This window comes from Nordella sp. HKS 07 (genome assembly GCF_011046735.1).
In the GTDB taxonomy this organism is placed as follows: Bacteria; Pseudomonadota; Alphaproteobacteria; order Rhizobiales; family Aestuariivirgaceae; genus Taklimakanibacter.
The window spans coordinates 3,907,932-3,923,713 of the sequence record NZ_CP049258.1; the positions used below are offsets into that span (position 1 = coordinate 3,907,932).

Consider the following 15,782-nt stretch of genomic DNA (forward strand, 5'->3'; position numbering starts at 1 on the left):
TCCCTCGGCAGGCGTGCATAGCAAGCGTCTTCTCGGACATGCCGAGGTATCGCGCTGCATTTCTTCGGTCCATGCGGCCGTCCGGTAGAACCAGAACATCTAAGCTCTTGATTTCTCTCATCATACTTAACTCATGTGTGGTGTTAGATAATACAAGAATAACTCCAAACAAAATGTATTGCAATAGAATACACATGCGATAGAATAATGCGGAACATCCGAGAAACTTTGATCCAAAGGACATTATGATCACAGAACACAAGGGCCGTGGGCCAGCTGGCAAACGTGCAGGTGGGGGAGGCAAGCTATCGCGATCTGAAATCGTGACGGTTCGCCTTGATCCCAAGCTTCGATACCTCACAGAGCTCGCGGCAAGGAGACAGCGTCGAACAGTATCCAGTTTTATAGAGTGGGTGATCGAGGAAGGCTTGAAGCGCGTCTTTCTGACGGTAGAGGCCGGCGATAACGTCAACACCAGCGTTGCAGGTCAAGCCTCCCGACTTTGGGACGTGGACGAGCCTGATCGTTTTGTGAAGCTGGCACTTAGTTGGCCTGAACTCTTGACACACGAGGAGCAGGTTCTCTGGAAGCTAATTCGCGAGAACGGCTATCTTTGGCGTGGCAATTACCCCGCGGTCACGCACGAATGGTCGTGGACCACTGACGAAAGGAGTATGCGTTTCGAAAGACTCCGCGAGCATTGGGAGATCTTCTGCGCGGTCGCCAAAGGGAATGCTGCGAAATCGGCGCTTCCCACTTGGGACAAGAGAGACAGCGATCGGATTTGAGGGAGTTCAGATCATGGCCAAGACCTTCATCAAGATGACCAGACCCTGCATGCGCAAACTGCCCGCGAACGGGAGGATCAACGAGCACGGGATCAGTTTCGAGAGGCTATCCAACGGCGATGGCGTCTTCGCAGTCAATATCATGGTCGATGGTCGGCGTATTCACAGGGTTGTGGGTCGAGAGTCTGACGGGACTACCCGCACGCAGGTCGAGGAGTTCATTGCCAAAGTGCGCAACGACGCCAAGCTTGATCGTCTCGATCTCCCTCGCGGAAGAAAAACGGCACTATCGTTTCGGGTTACTGCCGAGAGATACCTCGGGCGGTTGGTCGAAGAGGGCGGCAGAGACCTTAGGATGAAGCGCGTCCGTTTGAATCAGCACCTTGTTCCATTCTTCGGCGACTTGCCACTCACCAAGATCACCGGGTTTGATCTTGAACGATACAAGCGCCATCGTCGCGGTGAGCCGGCTGTCAAGAGCAACAGTCGCGGAAAAGGTCGGCTTACGCATAGGAGCTTCGGCGCGGCGCCCGGCACAATAAATCGCGAACTTGCGGTCCTCTCTCACCTGTTGAACAAAGCAATCGAATGGCGTTGGATCCTCCAGCGCCCGGTTAAGATCAATCGGTTCAAAGAGGAAAGCGGGCGCATCGTGTACCTCACTGTGGAGCAGATTGCGCGGCTCGTCGAGTGCGCCAAGGCCGACGCCAATCCACAAATTTATCCTTTCATTGTCGTTGGGCTCGAGACGTCAATGCGGGCGATGGAAATTCTCTCAATCCGCACACAGGACATCGACATCGAGAAGAGAACGATTTACATCCCAAATGCCAAGGCAGGCCCCCGGACACAGCCGATGACGGCACATCTTTCGGAGTTTCTGGCGGCCCATTTGGATGCACTTCCCGCTGGCACCCCCTGGCTTTTTCCTTCCATCTCTGCAAAAGACGGTCACACGGTCACTGTACGCAAGCCGTTCCGACGCGTGGTGGCTGCGGCGGGCCTCGACCCAGATCGAGTCGTCCGCCACACATTGCGCCACACTGCAATAACGCACCTGGTACAGGCCGGCGTTGACCTTCCGACCGTCAAGCGGATTAGTGGGCACAAAACCTTGGCAATGGTCGAGCGCTACGCCCACGCAAACGGGGAACATATCAAGACAGCAATGGACAAATTGGACAGCCGTTATCGACGGACAGCATAGTTCTGCCTTACCTTCCTGTAAGGGGGTGGAACCCGAAGCATTAAATTATTCTCAGTCAGCTGTCCTGAGGCCAAGAATGCGGGCATTTCCCCAACCGCCCGTTTTGCAGTGTCGCTCGCTCCCTTTTGCGAAGCCCAAGGAACTCTACTGGAAGGCGGTCAAAACGCCACGAGCGCACCCAGGTTCTTCGAGGACGCGTTGCGTTACCTTTATATGCCGCGCTTCAAGACCCGCGAGGTTTCGCACAAACTGTCTATGGGCGCCGCTAGCATGGATTTCTTCAGAACTGCCTACGGGCAGGCCAATGGCAAGTTTGAGGGCTTAGAGCGTTTTCGTGATTGATGGAATCTGGGGGATTCTCAGGGGGAGGGTTTTCTGATTCCTTGTTCTTGTGGTTGATTCGGCACGAGGACCCCATGGGCAAGCCCTATTCCCAGGATTTACGTGATCGCGTGTTGGCGGCGGTTGACGGCGGGCTGAAGCCCGGCGCGGTGGCTGAGCTGTTTCATGTCGATGTGTCCTACGTCTATAAGATTCTGATCCGGCGTCGGACCAGCGGAATGACGACAGCGCTGCCGTGGGCTGGTGGTCCCCAGCCCAAGCTCAAGGGCCATCATGAAGTTCTACGCCAGCATGTGAGTGAGAACTGTGATGCCACGCTAGCGGAGATCCGGACCTTCTTACTGGCTGAGCATGGTATCGAGGTCAGTGTTGGTTGCCTTTGGAATGCTCTCAAGCAGTTGAAGCTGCCGCTCAAAAAAAGACACAACGCGCCACCGAGCAGGAGCGCGAAGACATCGCCGAAGCGCGCCGAGCCTGGCACGAGGCTCAGAGCGATCTAAACGCGGCGCGCCTTGTCTTCATCGATGAGACCGGCGCTCAAACTAACATGGCACGCCGCTATGGCCGCGCTCCCCGCGGACAGCGCCTGCTGTGCAAAGTCCCGTGGGGACATTGGAAAACGATAACCTTCGTCGCCGCTCTCAGATGCGACGGTATCACCGCACCTGCCGTCTTCGATGGTCCGATGGATGGCGAGTGCTTCCGCGCCTATGTCGAACAGATCCTTGCGCCCACACTCTCAACCGGCGACATCGTCATCATGGACAATCTCGCCAGCCACAAGGTTCCCGGCATCAAGGATGCGATCGAAGCCGCCGGTGCTGCTCTGCGTTACCTGCCCCCTTACTCACCCGATCTCAACCCCATCGAGCAGGCAATCGCCAAGTTCAAATCACACCTGCGAAAGGAAGCTGCCCGTACTCTCGAAACCCTCATCCAGGCTATCGCCCGCACTCTCAACACCTTCACACTGAAAGAGTGCGAAAACTATATCCGCGCCGCTGGCTATCGCCATCAACTATGAAAATGCTCTAGTTGAACCTCATCTGTCTTTCAAATGCACAATTACACGAAACTTACACTGGCAAATTGCCCGCGTAGAAGAAGAGGTAATTAAGTGATTGAATTCTGGTGCCCAGGGGCGGAATCGAACCACCGACACGCGGATTTTCAGTCCGCTGCTCTACCAACTGAGCTACCTGGGCGCTGAAGCCTCGCCGCAGGGGGACGGCGGCCGTCTCAGAATTTAGGGCGCGTCGTACACAAAGCAATTTACTGCCTTTGATACGCGCGAGTGGAACCCCAATGGAACCCCAAGCCTATTTCGCAACCCGCGAGATTAGCGCACAGATACCAGCTAATTTATTGATTTAATTAATGGCGCGCCCGAAAGGATTCGAACCTCTGACCCCCAGATTCGTAGTCTGGTGCTCTATCCAGCTGAGCTACGGGCGCGCATTGGAATAAGGGGGCGGCAAGGCCGCCCGCGGGCGCAGTCTCTAATACGGCTTTTCGGCAAAGGCAAGCCACGGATTTCGCCGATCTTTTTTCTGGCCTTTTTGGCCGCAAAAGCGCGATCTTCTGGCGCTGGATTGGTAACGGGCCGTGGTCGAAAGGTGAAAATGAATGGAAATGAAACGGAGGATATGTCGAGGCGAAGGCTTGATTCTGCTCAAATCCCTGCAAATCCCTGCAAATCCGCTGCTAATCCCCTGTTAAATCCCCTGTAGCCTGGGCTGGTATTCCCTGAACCCGGGAGCCCGGCCCTCAGAGCCGGAATTTCTCCCGGTAGCCCGTAAATCCGCCTGCCGTCTCTGCCGCCCACAGCGCCCGGCCAATAGCGCGGGTCAGCGTATCGGCGGCGATGCTCCCCAGGGCCGCCACGCCCAGGGAATGCTGCTCGGGCAGGGGCTTCCTGCCCGTCGACAGCGCGAAGACCGTGTCGCCGTCGAAGGGCGTGTGGATCGGCCGGATCGCCCGCGCCATGCCGTCTCTGGCCATGACGGCGAAGCGTTTCGCCTCGATTCGGCTCAAGATGGCGTCCGTCGCCACTACCGCGATGGTGGTGTTCTGTAGCGGCTTGGGCTCGAACTTGCTGTCGGCCAGCGGCGAAGTGTCCGGCCTGGCGCCGTCGCGCGGCGTGTCGGGGCCCATTTCGTCGCCCAGCGCCAGGTCGCGCGCCCACAGGCGCGCCGTGCCGGGAATGACGCAGGACCCGACGGAGTTGACCGCCACGATCGCCCCCACTGTGAAATCGCGCCAGCGCGCCGAGGCACTGCCGAGCCCGCCTTTGAGCCTCCCGGCAATGGCGCCGAGGCCGGCGCCCTTGTTGCCGATCTCGAATTCGGTCTTCGCCGCTTTCAGCGCCTCGAGGCCGAGATCGCGATAGGGCGGTTCCTTGTCCGGCCATTTGGCCCCGCCATTCATGATGTCGAACAAGATGGCCGACGGCACCACGGGGCAGGGCACCGGTTGCGCGCCGAAGGTGAAGCCGACTCCTCGCTTCGACAATTCGATGACGACGCTCGATGCCGCATCGAGGCCGAAGACCGAGCCGCCCGACAGCACCACCGCATGCACCTGCTCGACCAGATTGGCGGCATCGAGTGCTGCCGTCTCGCGGCTGCCCGGCGCCCCGCCGCCGATCTCGACCGCCGCCACCGCGGGCTCCTCGGGCAGGATCACGGTCGTGCCGGTGAGCGCCAGCCAGTTCTCGGCATTGCCGACGCGCAAGCCCGCCACATCGGTGATGAGATTGCGCGGGCCCGGCCTTATGTCGTCGGGCTTAGCCGTCAAGGGCGGACCTGCGTTCGCCGCGTTTGCCGCTGCGCAATTCGCTCACCCGGTCGGGCAGTGTCATCATGAAGGTCGAGCCTTCGGTGCCGGTGGTCGAGAGCCACAATTCGCCGCCATGGGCGCGCACCAGGTCGAAGGCGATGGCGAGGCCGAGACCCGTGCCGCCGGGCTTCGCCGTGCTCTGGAACGCCTCGAACAAGCGGCCCCGCACATGCTCAGGAATACCGGGACCATTGTCGCTGACGCTCGCCGTGACGACGGAGCCTTCGCGCCAGGCCTTTATCGTCACCATGCCTTCCTGACCGGCCGGCGTCTCCTTGTCGCGCTGCTCGAGCGCCTCCACCGCATTGCGCACGAGATTGGTCAGGACCCGGAACAGCTGGTCGCGGTCGGCATCGGCCGACAGTGTCTGCGGCACGTTGTTGTAAAGCACGATGCGGCTCGACGCTTCGACCGCGATGCTCTCGATCACCTCATCGACCAGCAGCGCCAGAATGAACTTGTCGCGCCGCGGCTGCGGCTCCTCGGCGCGGCCATATTTGAGGGTCTGCACGCACAGCGAGATCGCCCGGTCGAGCGAGACGATGAGCTTGGGCGCGAATTTCTGCACCGTAGGATCGTTCACCATGGACAATCGGTCGGAAATGAGATGCGCCGAGGACAGCATGTTGCGCAGATCATGGCTGATCTTGCTGACCGCCAGGCCCAGCGCCGCCAGATGGTTCTTCTGGTTGAGCGCGGTGGCGAGCTCGATCTGCATGTGGCGCAGCTCGCGCTCGGCGATGCCGATCTCGTCGCTGCGTTGCGAGGGCGCGATGATGCGGCCGGGATTTTCCGGCGCGCCGGCGAATTCCTCCATATTGGCGGACAGCCGGCGCATCGGCTTCACCAGAACCTGGTTGAGGGCCAGGAAGACGAGGCCGGCGACGAGGGCGGACAGGAACAGCGACAGGAGGAAGATGTTGAGCGCATAGCGCAGCATCGCGGCGCGCAAGGGCGCCTCTTCCAGCGCCACGTCGATGGTCTCGCCCGAGCTGTTGGGCGGCGTGTCGGTGACGCCGATGACCCGGCCGCTGCCGGCGATGAGGGCGCTGAAGGCATCGAAGATGGCGGGAATGATCGAGCTCTCGCGCAGGTCGAAGCTCTCATCGATCATGTCGTAGCTGTCGCTGCGCAGGATGAGCTGGCGCGAATCGCCTTTCTTGAGCGAGACGACCAGCACACCCGCCCCGGCGAGCAACTCGGTCTTGAGATCATCCGACAGCATCTTGTCGGGTGCGGCCTCGACGGCAAGGGCGGCGATTTCGGCCTGCGCCACCCGGTTTTTCAGCCAGTTCAGCCGGAAATTCGCGATCGAGGGCAAAAATATCATGATTTCGCCCAGCATCACGAACAAGAGCGTCAGGCGCAGCAGCTTGCCGGAAAGGCCCTGGAACAGGCCCGGCGTCCTGGCGCTGGATGTCTTGGCGGCGTCCGTCATGAGTGGCGTGACATTAACACCCGGGGCACGGCTCCGCCAAGTTGCCCCGGCAGCACAGTTAAGCGCCTGATTCCCATGGTTTTCCGAGGACCGGAACGGACGATCACACGGGCAGCGTTAGAAGTTGACTTTGCTTGCTTTTTCACCCTATATGCCGCGCCATTCCATAAGCGAGAGAGATTAACCCCTCGCGGCGCCCTCCGGGCCGGCTGCCCGGTCCAAGGATTGAGCGCCAGAGCGGGGGGCTGACGACGGAGAAAGACTGTGAAGCGCACTTATCAACCCTCGAAGCTTGTCCGCAAGCGCCGCCATGGCTTCCGCGCCCGCATGGCCACGACAGGCGGTCGCAAGGTGATCGCGCGCCGCCGGTCGCAAGGCCGCAAGCGGCTGTCCGCTTAAAGCGGGCGGGGCATTGAGCCCCAACCAGCCGATCGAACGCATCGTCAAGCGGCAGGATTTTCTCGCCGCGGCGAAATCGAGTTCATTCGCTGCCAGGGGCGTGGTCGTGCAGATGCGCGACCGCAAGGATGAAAAGCCGGCGCGCGCCGGCTTTACCGTCACCAAGAAACTCGGTGGCGCGGTGACGCGCAACCGGATCAAGCGGCGCTTGCGCGAGGCGGCCCGCCTCACGCTGCCTGAGCTTGCCGAACCGGGCCGTGATTATGTGCTGATCGGCAGGGCCAAGGGCCTCGAAAGGCCGTTTTCAAGCCTTCAAAACGACATTAGGACAGCCTTGAAAAGGCTGCACACCACCGACCGGTGAACGGGACTGCCCATGCAGCATGACAACAAGAACTTCATTATCGCCATCGTCCTATCCATGGCGATCATTTTCGGGTGGCAATATTTCTACGCCACGCCGATGCAGAAGAAGCTCGAGCAGCAGCCCCCGCAGCAGCAGACTCAGGTAACGGGCGGCCAGCAGCAACCGGGTTCGTCGGTGCCGGGCAGCACCGAGGCGCAGATCGTCCCGCGCGAGACCGCCATCGCCGCCGGCAAGCGGATCACGATCGAGACCCCGGTCATCGACGGCTCGATCAACCTCATCGGCGCCCAGTTCGACGACATCCGTTTCAAGAACTACCGCGAGACGGTGGACCCCAAGAGCCCCGAAATCGCGCTGCTCAGCCCCTCGGGCACGCCACAGGGCTATTTCGCCGAGCAGGGCTTCGTCGCCGCGACCGGCACCACGGCCAATCTGCCCGGTCCCAAAACAGAATGGCAGGCGCCGGCGGACGCGGTGCTCGCTCCCGGCAAGCCCGTCACCCTCACCTGGGACAATGGCGAGGGACTTGTCTTCACCCGCACCATCTCGGTCGATGAGGACTATCTCTTCTCGATCAAGCAGGAGGTCCACAACAAGACCGCCGAACCGATTTCGCTCTTCCCCTATGCCCGCATTCAGCGCCAGGGCACGCCCAAGGTCGCCGGCATCTATGTGCTGTTCGAGGGCCTGATCGGCGTCCTCAATGGCGAACTCGACGAGATCCATTATAAGGACCTCAAGGACGAGACCAAGAAGATCACCAAGGACGGCACCGGCGGCTGGCTGGGCTTCACCGACAAATATTGGGCTTCGGCGCTCATTCCTGACCAGGCCACGGGCCTCGCCGGGACGTTCCAGCACATCACGCAAGGTACCTCCGACGTCTATCAGACCGACTATCTCGGCAAGACCGCCATCACCATTCCGGCCGGTGGCAGTGCTGCCTATACGGACCGCCTCTTCGCCGGCGCCAAGGTGGTGCAGAACATCAATGCCATCGGCGAGAAATACGGTGTCGACCGCTTCGACCTGATGATCGACTGGGGCTGGTTCTACTTCCTGACCAAGCCGCTCTTCTGGCTCCTCGAATACATCAAGGGCATCGTCGGCAATTTCGGCCTCGCCATTCTCATCGTCACCGTCATCGTCAAGCTCCTGTTCTTCCCGCTGCAGAACAAGTCCTACGAGTCGATGAGCAAGATGAAGAAGCTGCAGCCCGAGATGGAGAAGATCAAGCAGCAGAATCCCGACGACCGGATGAAGCAGCAGCAGGAGATGATGGCGCTCTACAAGCGCGAGAAGGTCTCGCCCTTGTCGGGCTGCTTGCCGATCCTTATCGCCATCCCGGTGTTCTTCGCGCTCTACAAGGTGATCTATGTCACCATCGAGATGCGCCACGCGCCCTTCTTCGGCTGGATCCAGGACCTCTCGGCGCCCGATCCGACCAGCCTGTTCAACCTGTTCGGGCTTCTGCCCTTCACCCCGCCGCATCTCCTGATGGTCGGCGTGTGGCCGATCATCATGGGCATCACCATGTGGCTGCAGATGCGTCTCAACCCGACGCCGCCCGATCCGATCCAGGCTCAGCTCTTCAACTGGATGCCGCTCATCTTCACCTTCATGCTCGCCGCCTTCCCGGCCGGTCTGGTGATCTATTGGGCGTGGAACAACTTCCTCTCCATCCTGCAGCAGAGCTACATCATGCGGCGTCAGGGCGTTGAGGTTAACTTCTTCGGCAATATCCGCGACAGCCTGCCCTTCCTCAAACGCAAGAGCAGCACCGGGTGACGGTCGAGTGGACAGCCGATCAGCTTGAACGGGGCAGGCTCCTTTTCGCGGGGCCTGCCTCATTCGTCATGGGCGTGGCCAAGCCCGATCAGCTGCCGGCGATCACGGGCGTCGAGATCGCCTTTGCCGGGCGCTCCAATGCCGGCAAGTCGTCGCTCATCAATGCATTGACGGGTCACAAGGAACTGGCGCGCGCCTCCAATACGCCGGGCCGCACCCGCGAGCTCAATTTCTTCGACATCGGCGCCGGCAAGCTGACGCTGGTCGACATGCCGGGCTATGGCTATGCCAAGGCCGCCAAGTCGGACGTCAAGCAGTGGCAGGGATTGCTAAAGACCTATCTCAGGGGCAGGCCCGGCCTCACCCGGGTCTTCGTGCTGGTTGACGCCCGCCACGGCGTCACCGCGACCGATCTCGAGATGTTCAATCTGCTCGATGAGAGCGCCGTCACCTTCCAGATCGTGCTGACCAAGGGTGACAAGATTCACGCCAAGGACGAGCCGCCTCTCCTCGAAAAGACCCGCGCCATCGCCAAGAAACGCCCCGCCGCCTTCCCCGAGGTGCATCTGACCTCGAGCGTGACGGGCCGCGGCTATCCGGAATTGCGCGCCGAGATCGCGGGTCTTGTGAGCGGGCGCAATTGAAGTATAAGCGCATCGGTTTTTAATCCGGGACTTCTCAACCATGTCCGAAACTTCCTCCACTGAAACCGCCCGCATTCTCTCCGAAGCCTTGCCGTTCCTGCAGCGCTATGACGATCAGGTCGTGGTGGTGAAATATGGCGGGCATGCCATGGTCGATCCCGAGCTTTCCCGCAAATTCGCCCGCGACATGGTGATGCTGAAGCTGTGCGGCATCCATCCGGTGGTCGTGCATGGCGGCGGTCCGCAGATCAACCGGCTGCTCGACAAGCTTCAGGTCAAGTCGGAGTTCCGCGAGGGTCTGCGCGTCACCGACAAGGACACGATGGAGGTTGTCGAGATGGTGCTCGCCGGCTCGATTAACAAGTCGATCGTCGGCCTGATCCAGGCGGCGGGCGGGCGTGCCGTCGGTATTTCCGGCAAGGACGGCAATCTGCTCATCGCCGAGCGCTTCACCAAGACCAAGGTCGACCCCGTGACAGGCAAGACCGAGACGATCGATTTCGGCTTCGTCGGCGAGCCGCACCGGGTCAATATCGAGATCCTCACCACCATCATCAAGAGTGACGCCATTCCGGTCATAGCTCCCGTGGGCATCGGCCTGGACGGCGAAAGCTACAATGTGAATGCCGACACGGCGGCGGGCGCCATCGCCACGGCGCTTCACGCCAAGCGCCTGTTGCTCCTGACCGACGTGGCGGGCGTGCTCGACAAGAACAAGGAGCTCATCCACGAGCTCACTCTGTCCAACATACCGAAGCTCGTTGCCGAGGGCACCATCACCGGCGGCATGATCCCCAAGATCGAAAGCTGCGTGTCGGTGGTCGAATCGGGTGTCGAGGGCGTCATCATCCTCGATGGCCGGGTGCCGCACAGCGTGCTGCTCGAGCTCTTCACCCCGCATGGCGTCGGCACCCGCGTGTCGCGCTCGGGGATGTAAGTGATGTATCCCAACTATCCCCTCTCCCCCTGCGGGGGAGAGGGCTAGGGTGAGGGGGAACCGACGGAGAAACTCTGACAGATGCAAAAGGTCCCTGTCGTCTGTTCCCCCTCACCCTCCCAATGCTTTGCATTAGGCCCCTCCCTCTCCCCCGTTGGGGGCGAGGGTATGAGAGAAGGTGCTGCAACTTGACGAACAAACACACCAGAGGCTTCGACCACGTCGACACCTGGATCTTCGATCTGGACAATACGCTCTATCCGGCGAGCTGCCGGCTGTTCGATCAGATTGATGTCAAGATCGGCGCCTTCGTCTCGAACCTCTTGGGCATCGACCCATCCGAGGCGCGGCGCATCCAGAAAGCCTACTTCTACGAATATGGCACGACGCTGCGTGGCCTCATGAGTGAGCACAAGGTAGCGCCGGAGGAGTTCCTGGACTTCGTGCACGACATCGACCACTCCCCGGTGCCGGCCAACCGGCTTCTCGACGAAGCCCTCCATGCGCTGCCCGGCCGCAAGCTGATCTTCACCAACGGCACCGTCGCCCATGCCCGGAAGGTGCTGGCCCGCATCGGCGTCACTCATCATTTTGGCGACATATTCGACATCGTCCATTCGGACTACATCCCGAAACCGGCCATCGGGCCCTATCGCAAATTCATCGGCCAGACCGGCATCGACCCGACCCGCTCGGCCATGTTCGAGGACATCGCCCGCAATCTCGAGGCTCCGCATGAGCTCGGCATGACGACCGTGCTGGTGACGTCCCCAGACAATACCGATGCCAAGCACCTCAATAGCCTGGATGGCGGGGCGGGCGCCCATGTCCACCATGTCACCGACGATATCGCCGCTTTCCTCAGCCGCCTGGTCGCCGATCGCAATTGACTTCGAACCGGTGCGCGCTAGTTTCCGCCGGATGACGATCTAGAGGGAAGAACATGGCCGACCTGCAGTCCACCATCGAAGCAGCCTGGGACGAGCGCGACAAGATCAGCTTCAAGACGAAAGGTGCTGTCCGCAAAGCAGTGGATCAGGCGCTGACCCTGCTCGACCAGGGCAATTCGCGGGTTGCTGAGAAGCAGGGCGATCAGTGGGTGGTCAATCAGTGGCTCAAGAAGGCCGTGCTGTTGTCCTTCCGCCTCAACGACATGGCGCTCATCGGCGGCGCTCCCGGCAAGGCCAAATGGTGGGACAAGGTGCCGTCCAAGTTCGATGGCTGGACCGCCGCACAGTATCGCAAAGCCGGCTTCCGTGCGGTACCAGGCGCCATTGTGCGCCGCTCCGCCTATATCGCCCCGGGCGTGGTGCTGATGCCGTCCTTCGTCAATCTCGGCGCCCATGTCGATCAGGGGACCATGGTGGATACCTGGGCGACGGTCGGCTCCTGCGCCCAGATCGGCAAGAATGTCCATCTCTCGGGCGGCGTCGGCATCGGCGGCGTGCTCGAGCCGATGCAGGCCGGTCCGACGATCATCGAGGACAATTGCTTCATCGGTGCGCGCTCGGAAGTGGTCGAGGGCTGCATCATCGGCGAAGGCTCGGTGCTCGGCATGGGCGTCTATATCGGACAGTCGACCAAGATCGTCGACCGCGCCACCGGCGAGATCTTCATGGGCCGGGTGCCGCCCTATTCGGTGGTCGTGTCGGGCAGTCTGCCGGGCAAGCCCTTGCCCAATGGCGAGCCGGGTCCCAGCCTCTATTGCGCGGTGATCGTCAAGCGCGTCGACGAGAGGACGCGCTCCAAGACCGGCATCAACGAGTTGCTGCGCGACTGACGCGAGATTCGCGCCCCCACCTCACGCTGAGGTGGCCGCGAAGCGGCCCTCGAAGCATCCTGCAGCCGCTACGCGTGGTGGCTGAATCGGGCCCGGCGGGCGTCCTTGGTCAGGACCCTGAAGGCATCGCCGCTGACATGCACGAGGCTCTTGTGGTCTCCGCCTTCGAAATAGAGGTCGGGGGCACCATTCAGGCTGTCGTCGAGGATCACCGGCACGCCATAGGCCGCGCCGACGGGTGGGATGGCGCCTGTATCGCAGTCGTCGAAAAGCGTTGAGACTTCGTCTTCCGTCGCCAGCCCGAGCCTCTTGTCCAGGAGGTCTTGCAGCGTGCCCAGTTCGACCCGGTTGGTGCTCGGAACCACGGCGAGGACATAGCCAAGCTCGTGGTGGATCACGACGGATTTGGCCACCCGGTCGCCGGGAATATGCGCCGACTCGGCCGACTGGCTTGAGGTGGAGGTGCGCGGATGGGTGACGACGTCGTAGTGAACGCCTTTGCCATCCAGATATTGCCGGAGCTTGCTTGCGATTGTCATCGTCGGCCTCCTCGCGGAAATGCGGGTAAAGGAGCAGAACGAAGACGGCTATTCTCGCCCAACCGTCGTCATTGTCAACGATGTCGGCGATACCGTTGGATGGCACCAAGTGGTCATTAACAGACCGTTGCGTGACGGAACGAAAAATCAGTTCAAGACTTTACGCGGGTTTAAAGCGCCCTGAGGTAAGCGTCGCGCTTCATCAAACGGGGCGACGATCCATGAATCTGCTTTCACTGCTGTTCAGTCTTCACGGCCGCATCGGCCGCGGGCAATACTGGCTGGGCTATCTCGTGCTGCTGGCCTTGGCCGTGGTGTCCTGGCTGGCCCTCTTTGCGGGCCTGGGCAATGAGAGCATTCCGCTGCTTCTGGTTCCGATCGCTCTTCTGCCTTTCAGCCTGTGGATCGCCATCTGCGTCATGGGCAAGCGTTATCACGATCGCGGGAAATCGGCCTGGTGGATTCTCATCTGCCTCATCCCAGTCGTCGGTGGAATCTGGCAGTTCATCGAACTCGGCCTGCTGCGCGGTGATGATGGGACGAATGGTTATGGTCCCGACCCCGCCTTCTCCTTCAATGTCGCCGGCGACATCGAGGCGCTGCGGCGGCAGGCCGGCCATGGCGCGGGGAATGCCGTTACCGCCGTGGCTAGGACCGCAGCACCGCAACCTCACGCGCACTATGCGAACAGCCGCCCGGTCTTCGGCAAGCGTGTCTAGTGTCCCGAATCCGAAGTTCGCCACAGCCGGCGGGACCTTCCGAGCGACTGATATCAGGAACTTCGCGTTCAGCACACTAGCCTGCCCTAGAGACAGTGTGTGGCCGATCGCCGACGGACCGTCTCCTCTCGCGCAAGATATATTTCTCTTGAGGCGCCCGGCCGTGATATGGCCGGGCTCTTTGCCAATGGATAGATTGCGCCGATGGACACAGACCCGCTTCCGCTTCTTGCCGACTTGATTCGATGCCCTTCGGTGACGCCCAGCGAGGCAGGCGCGCTTGACGTTCTGGAGAGATATCTGAGCGCCGCGGGATTTCAGTGCCAGCGGCTTGTCTTCTCTGAAAAGGGGACGCCCGACGTCGACAATCTCTTCGCCCGCTTCGGCAAGGGCCGGCCGCATCTGTGTTTCGCCGGTCATATCGATGTCGTGCCGCCGGGACGTCTTGAAGATTGGTCGGCACCGCCCTTCACCGCCTATCAGGCCGACGGCTTTCTGTATGGCCGGGGCGCCGCCGACATGAAGGGCTCTGTCGCCGCTTTCGCCACCGCCGCTGCCGATGCGGTGCGTGCCGGTACATTCACCGGCTCGCTGTCGCTGCTGATCACGGGCGACGAGGAGGGGCCCGCCCTCAATGGCACCGCCAAGGTCCTCGCCTGGATGAAGGAGAAGGGCCACATTCCCGACCACTGTCTGGTCGGTGAACCGACCTCGACCGACAGGCTCGGCGATACGATCAAGATCGGCCGGCGCGGCTCAATGAGCTTCGATGTGTCGGTCAGCGGCGTTCAGGGTCATGTCGCCTATCCGCACAAGGCCGACAATCCGATACCTAAGCTCGCCCGCCTGATCGATCGTCTCGCCGCCTACAAATTCGATGACGGCAATGATCGCTTCGATCCGACGACACTCGCCTTCACCACCGTCGATGTCGGAAATCCGGCCGGTAACGTCATTCCCGGCCACGCTAACGCCCGCTTCAATATCCGCTACAACACCGAGCATACACGCGAGACGCTCACGACCATAGTACGCGATACCTGCGCCGGCGTGGAGGAGGAACTCGGTGGCGTCTTCACCATCGACGCGGTCAATCGCGCGGACGCCTTCGTCACCGAGCCCGGCGCATTTGTCGGCGTGGTGCTCGATGCCATCGAGGCGGAAACCGGTGTGCTGGCCAAGCTCTCGACCTCCGGCGGCACCTCGGACGCGCGCTTCATCAAGAATTATTGCCCGGTGCTCGAATTCGGCCCGATCAACGCGACCATCCATCACGTCAATGAGCGGATCGCCGTCGCCGATCTGCGCAATCTGGCCGACATCTACCGCGGCATCATCGAGGCCTATGTCGGACGGGCGCCAGGGTGACGATAGTCCAGGAGGGCCTTGCCGCGGTCAGAGGGTGCTGGCGCCTGATCTGCCGCGATCCGCGGGCGGATGAGGATTTCAACCTGACCGTCGACGGCTTCTTGCGATCCTTCGCGATGGTCGTGCCGCTTCTTGCCATGATGTATCCGATCTTCGTGTCGGATCATCGCTTTGCCGGTGAACTCGCCGCGGAGAATGCGGAAGTGCCGCCGATGGACATCGGCCGCGACTATGCCTATCTGCTCATTTTCGTCTTCGCCTGGCCGTTCGCGGCGGCCCTTCAGGCCAAGCTTCTGGGCGTCGGCCAGAGTTACATCCGCTATATGATCATCTATAACTGGATGACCTTGCCCGCCACCGCCCTGGCGATGCTGCCGCATCTCCTTCACCTCGCCTCCGGCACGGTCTATCCGGCTGTCATACTGGCGGAGATCGTGTTCCTGCTTCTGATCTATGTGAGCTGGTTCATCGCCAAGACGGCTCTGAGGACAACAACTTTGGTCGCCATTGCGTTCGTGCTCGCCGAGTTCGCGCTGACCGTCAGTCTCGACACCCTAATGCGTTGACGTGACGCCCGGCGAAGGGGGCCCTTCAGCTGAGGCGGGATATCCTCTAGCGCGCATCCCGG

General features: G+C 61.1%; 16 protein-coding genes and 2 tRNA genes. 13 read left to right on the forward strand and 5 right to left on the reverse strand.

Annotated elements, in window-relative coordinates:
• Nucleotides 1–245: 245 nt before the first annotated feature.
• The 3 genes from G5V57_RS18325 to G5V57_RS18335 all read left to right on the forward strand — a co-directional run bounded on the left by G5V57_RS18325 (nt 246) and on the right by G5V57_RS18335 (nt 3,361).
• Nucleotides 246–788 (forward strand): hypothetical protein, encoded by a 543-nt coding sequence (locus tag G5V57_RS18325; protein ID WP_165169007.1) that lies wholly within the window; start codon nt 246–248, stop codon nt 786–788.
• 13 nt (nt 789–801) lie between these two features.
• The gene (locus G5V57_RS18330; RefSeq protein ID WP_165169008.1) at nt 802–1,995 is read left to right on the forward strand and encodes a site-specific integrase; all 1,194 of its coding nucleotides are present in this window, start codon (nt 802–804) and stop codon (nt 1,993–1,995) included.
• A 416-nt stretch (nt 1,996–2,411) separates the two neighbouring features.
• Nucleotides 2,412–3,361 (forward strand): IS630 family transposase gene (locus G5V57_RS18335; protein WP_165173998.1). Its coding sequence is split into 2 segments (ribosomal slippage): nt 2,412–2,748 and nt 2,748–3,361, totalling 951 coding nucleotides; the frame shifts between segments, so codons are not numbered across the junction.
• 105 nt (nt 3,362–3,466) lie between these two features.
• On the opposite strand, the gene G5V57_RS18340 is transcribed toward G5V57_RS18335, so the two are convergent.
• The 4 genes from G5V57_RS18340 to G5V57_RS18355 all read right to left on the reverse strand — a co-directional run bounded on the left by G5V57_RS18340 (nt 3,467) and on the right by G5V57_RS18355 (nt 6,613).
• Nucleotides 3,467–3,542, reverse strand: a tRNA-Phe gene (locus tag G5V57_RS18340).
• Nucleotides 3,543–3,715: 173 nt separating this feature from the next.
• A tRNA-Arg gene (locus G5V57_RS18345) sits at nt 3,716–3,792 on the reverse strand.
• Nucleotides 3,793–4,104: 312 nt separating this feature from the next.
• Nucleotides 4,105–5,133: a P1 family peptidase gene (locus G5V57_RS18350; protein ID WP_246737285.1), complete on the reverse strand. Its 1,029-nt coding sequence runs from the start codon at nt 5,131–5,133 to the stop codon at nt 4,105–4,107.
• On the reverse strand, nt 5,123–6,613 hold the full coding sequence (locus tag G5V57_RS18355) for a sensor histidine kinase (RefSeq protein ID WP_165169009.1): 1,491 nt from the start codon (nt 6,611–6,613) through the stop codon (nt 5,123–5,125). The genes G5V57_RS18350 and G5V57_RS18355 overlap by 11 nt, the downstream gene beginning before the upstream one ends.
• 264 nt (nt 6,614–6,877) lie before the next feature.
• Between G5V57_RS18355 and rpmH the strand changes: the two genes are divergently transcribed.
• From rpmH to dapD, 7 genes are all read left to right on the forward strand, one after another.
• Complete coding sequence (rpmH, locus tag G5V57_RS18360) at nt 6,878–7,012, forward strand: 50S ribosomal protein L34 (protein WP_137853823.1); 135 nt, start codon at nt 6,878–6,880, stop codon at nt 7,010–7,012.
• A gap of 13 nt (nt 7,013–7,025) precedes the next feature.
• A complete protein-coding gene (rnpA, locus tag G5V57_RS18365) occupies nt 7,026–7,376 on the forward strand; it encodes a ribonuclease P protein component (protein WP_206530071.1) in 351 nt (116 codons plus the stop codon).
• A 12-nt stretch (nt 7,377–7,388) separates the two neighbouring features.
• Nucleotides 7,389–9,167 carry a membrane protein insertase YidC gene (gene yidC / locus G5V57_RS18370; protein WP_165169010.1) on the forward strand — a complete coding sequence of 593 codons (1,779 nt, stop codon included), beginning with the start codon at nt 7,389–7,391 and terminating at the stop codon, nt 9,165–9,167.
• Nucleotides 9,164–9,811, forward strand: a complete 648-nt coding sequence (yihA, locus tag G5V57_RS18375) for a ribosome biogenesis GTP-binding protein YihA/YsxC (RefSeq protein WP_165169011.1) — start codon at nt 9,164–9,166, stop codon at nt 9,809–9,811. Before yidC ends, yihA begins: the two co-directional genes overlap by 4 nt.
• Nucleotides 9,812–9,851: 40 nt before the next feature.
• Nucleotides 9,852–10,748, forward strand: coding sequence for an acetylglutamate kinase (gene argB / locus G5V57_RS18380; RefSeq protein WP_165169012.1), 897 nt, complete (start codon nt 9,852–9,854; stop codon nt 10,746–10,748).
• A gap of 188 nt (nt 10,749–10,936) precedes the next feature.
• The gene (locus tag G5V57_RS18385) at nt 10,937–11,638 is read left to right on the forward strand and encodes a pyrimidine 5'-nucleotidase (protein ID WP_246737286.1); all 702 of its coding nucleotides are present in this window, start codon (nt 10,937–10,939) and stop codon (nt 11,636–11,638) included.
• A 53-nt stretch (nt 11,639–11,691) separates the two neighbouring features.
• Complete coding sequence (gene dapD, locus G5V57_RS18390) at nt 11,692–12,528, forward strand: 2,3,4,5-tetrahydropyridine-2,6-dicarboxylate N-succinyltransferase (RefSeq protein ID WP_165169014.1); 837 nt, start codon at nt 11,692–11,694, stop codon at nt 12,526–12,528.
• A gap of 68 nt (nt 12,529–12,596) precedes the next feature.
• On the opposite strand, the gene G5V57_RS18395 is transcribed toward dapD, so the two are convergent.
• Complete coding sequence (locus G5V57_RS18395) at nt 12,597–13,067, reverse strand: aminoacyl-tRNA deacylase (protein ID WP_165169015.1); 471 nt, start codon at nt 13,065–13,067, stop codon at nt 12,597–12,599.
• A 221-nt stretch (nt 13,068–13,288) separates the two neighbouring features.
• On the opposite strand from G5V57_RS18395, the gene G5V57_RS18400 reads away from it, so the two are divergent.
• The 3 genes from G5V57_RS18400 (at nt 13,289) to G5V57_RS18410 (ending at nt 15,720) form a co-directional block, all read left to right on the forward strand.
• A complete protein-coding gene (locus G5V57_RS18400; RefSeq protein ID WP_165169016.1) occupies nt 13,289–13,786 on the forward strand; it encodes a DUF805 domain-containing protein in 498 nt (165 codons plus the stop codon).
• A gap of 204 nt (nt 13,787–13,990) precedes the next feature.
• A complete protein-coding gene (gene dapE, locus G5V57_RS18405) occupies nt 13,991–15,154 on the forward strand; it encodes a succinyl-diaminopimelate desuccinylase (protein ID WP_165169017.1) in 1,164 nt (387 codons plus the stop codon).
• Complete coding sequence (locus G5V57_RS18410) at nt 15,151–15,720, forward strand: hypothetical protein (RefSeq protein WP_165169018.1); 570 nt, start codon at nt 15,151–15,153, stop codon at nt 15,718–15,720. Before dapE ends, G5V57_RS18410 begins: the two co-directional genes overlap by 4 nt.
• Nucleotides 15,721–15,782: the final 62 nt, after the last annotated feature.

Bases quoted from the DNA above. Each gene is read 5' to 3' on its own strand.
- G5V57_RS18325 (WP_165169007.1), top strand. From the start codon at position 246: ATGATCACAGAACACAAGGGCCGTGGGCCAGCTGGCAAACGTGCAGGT.
- G5V57_RS18330 (WP_165169008.1), top strand. From the start codon at position 802: ATGGCCAAGACCTTCATCAAGATGACCAGACCCTGCATGCGCAAACTG.
- G5V57_RS18355 (WP_165169009.1), bottom strand. From the start codon at position 6,613: ATGACGGACGCCGCCAAGACATCCAGCGCCAGGACGCCGGGCCTGTTC.
- yidC (WP_165169010.1), top strand. From the start codon at position 7,389: ATGCAGCATGACAACAAGAACTTCATTATCGCCATCGTCCTATCCATG.
- argB (WP_165169012.1), top strand. From the start codon at position 9,852: ATGTCCGAAACTTCCTCCACTGAAACCGCCCGCATTCTCTCCGAAGCC.
- dapD (WP_165169014.1), top strand. From the start codon at position 11,692: ATGGCCGACCTGCAGTCCACCATCGAAGCAGCCTGGGACGAGCGCGAC.
- G5V57_RS18395 (WP_165169015.1), bottom strand. From the start codon at position 13,067: ATGACAATCGCAAGCAAGCTCCGGCAATATCTGGATGGCAAAGGCGTT.
- G5V57_RS18400 (WP_165169016.1), top strand. From the start codon at position 13,289: ATGAATCTGCTTTCACTGCTGTTCAGTCTTCACGGCCGCATCGGCCGC.
- dapE (WP_165169017.1), top strand. From the start codon at position 13,991: ATGGACACAGACCCGCTTCCGCTTCTTGCCGACTTGATTCGATGCCCT.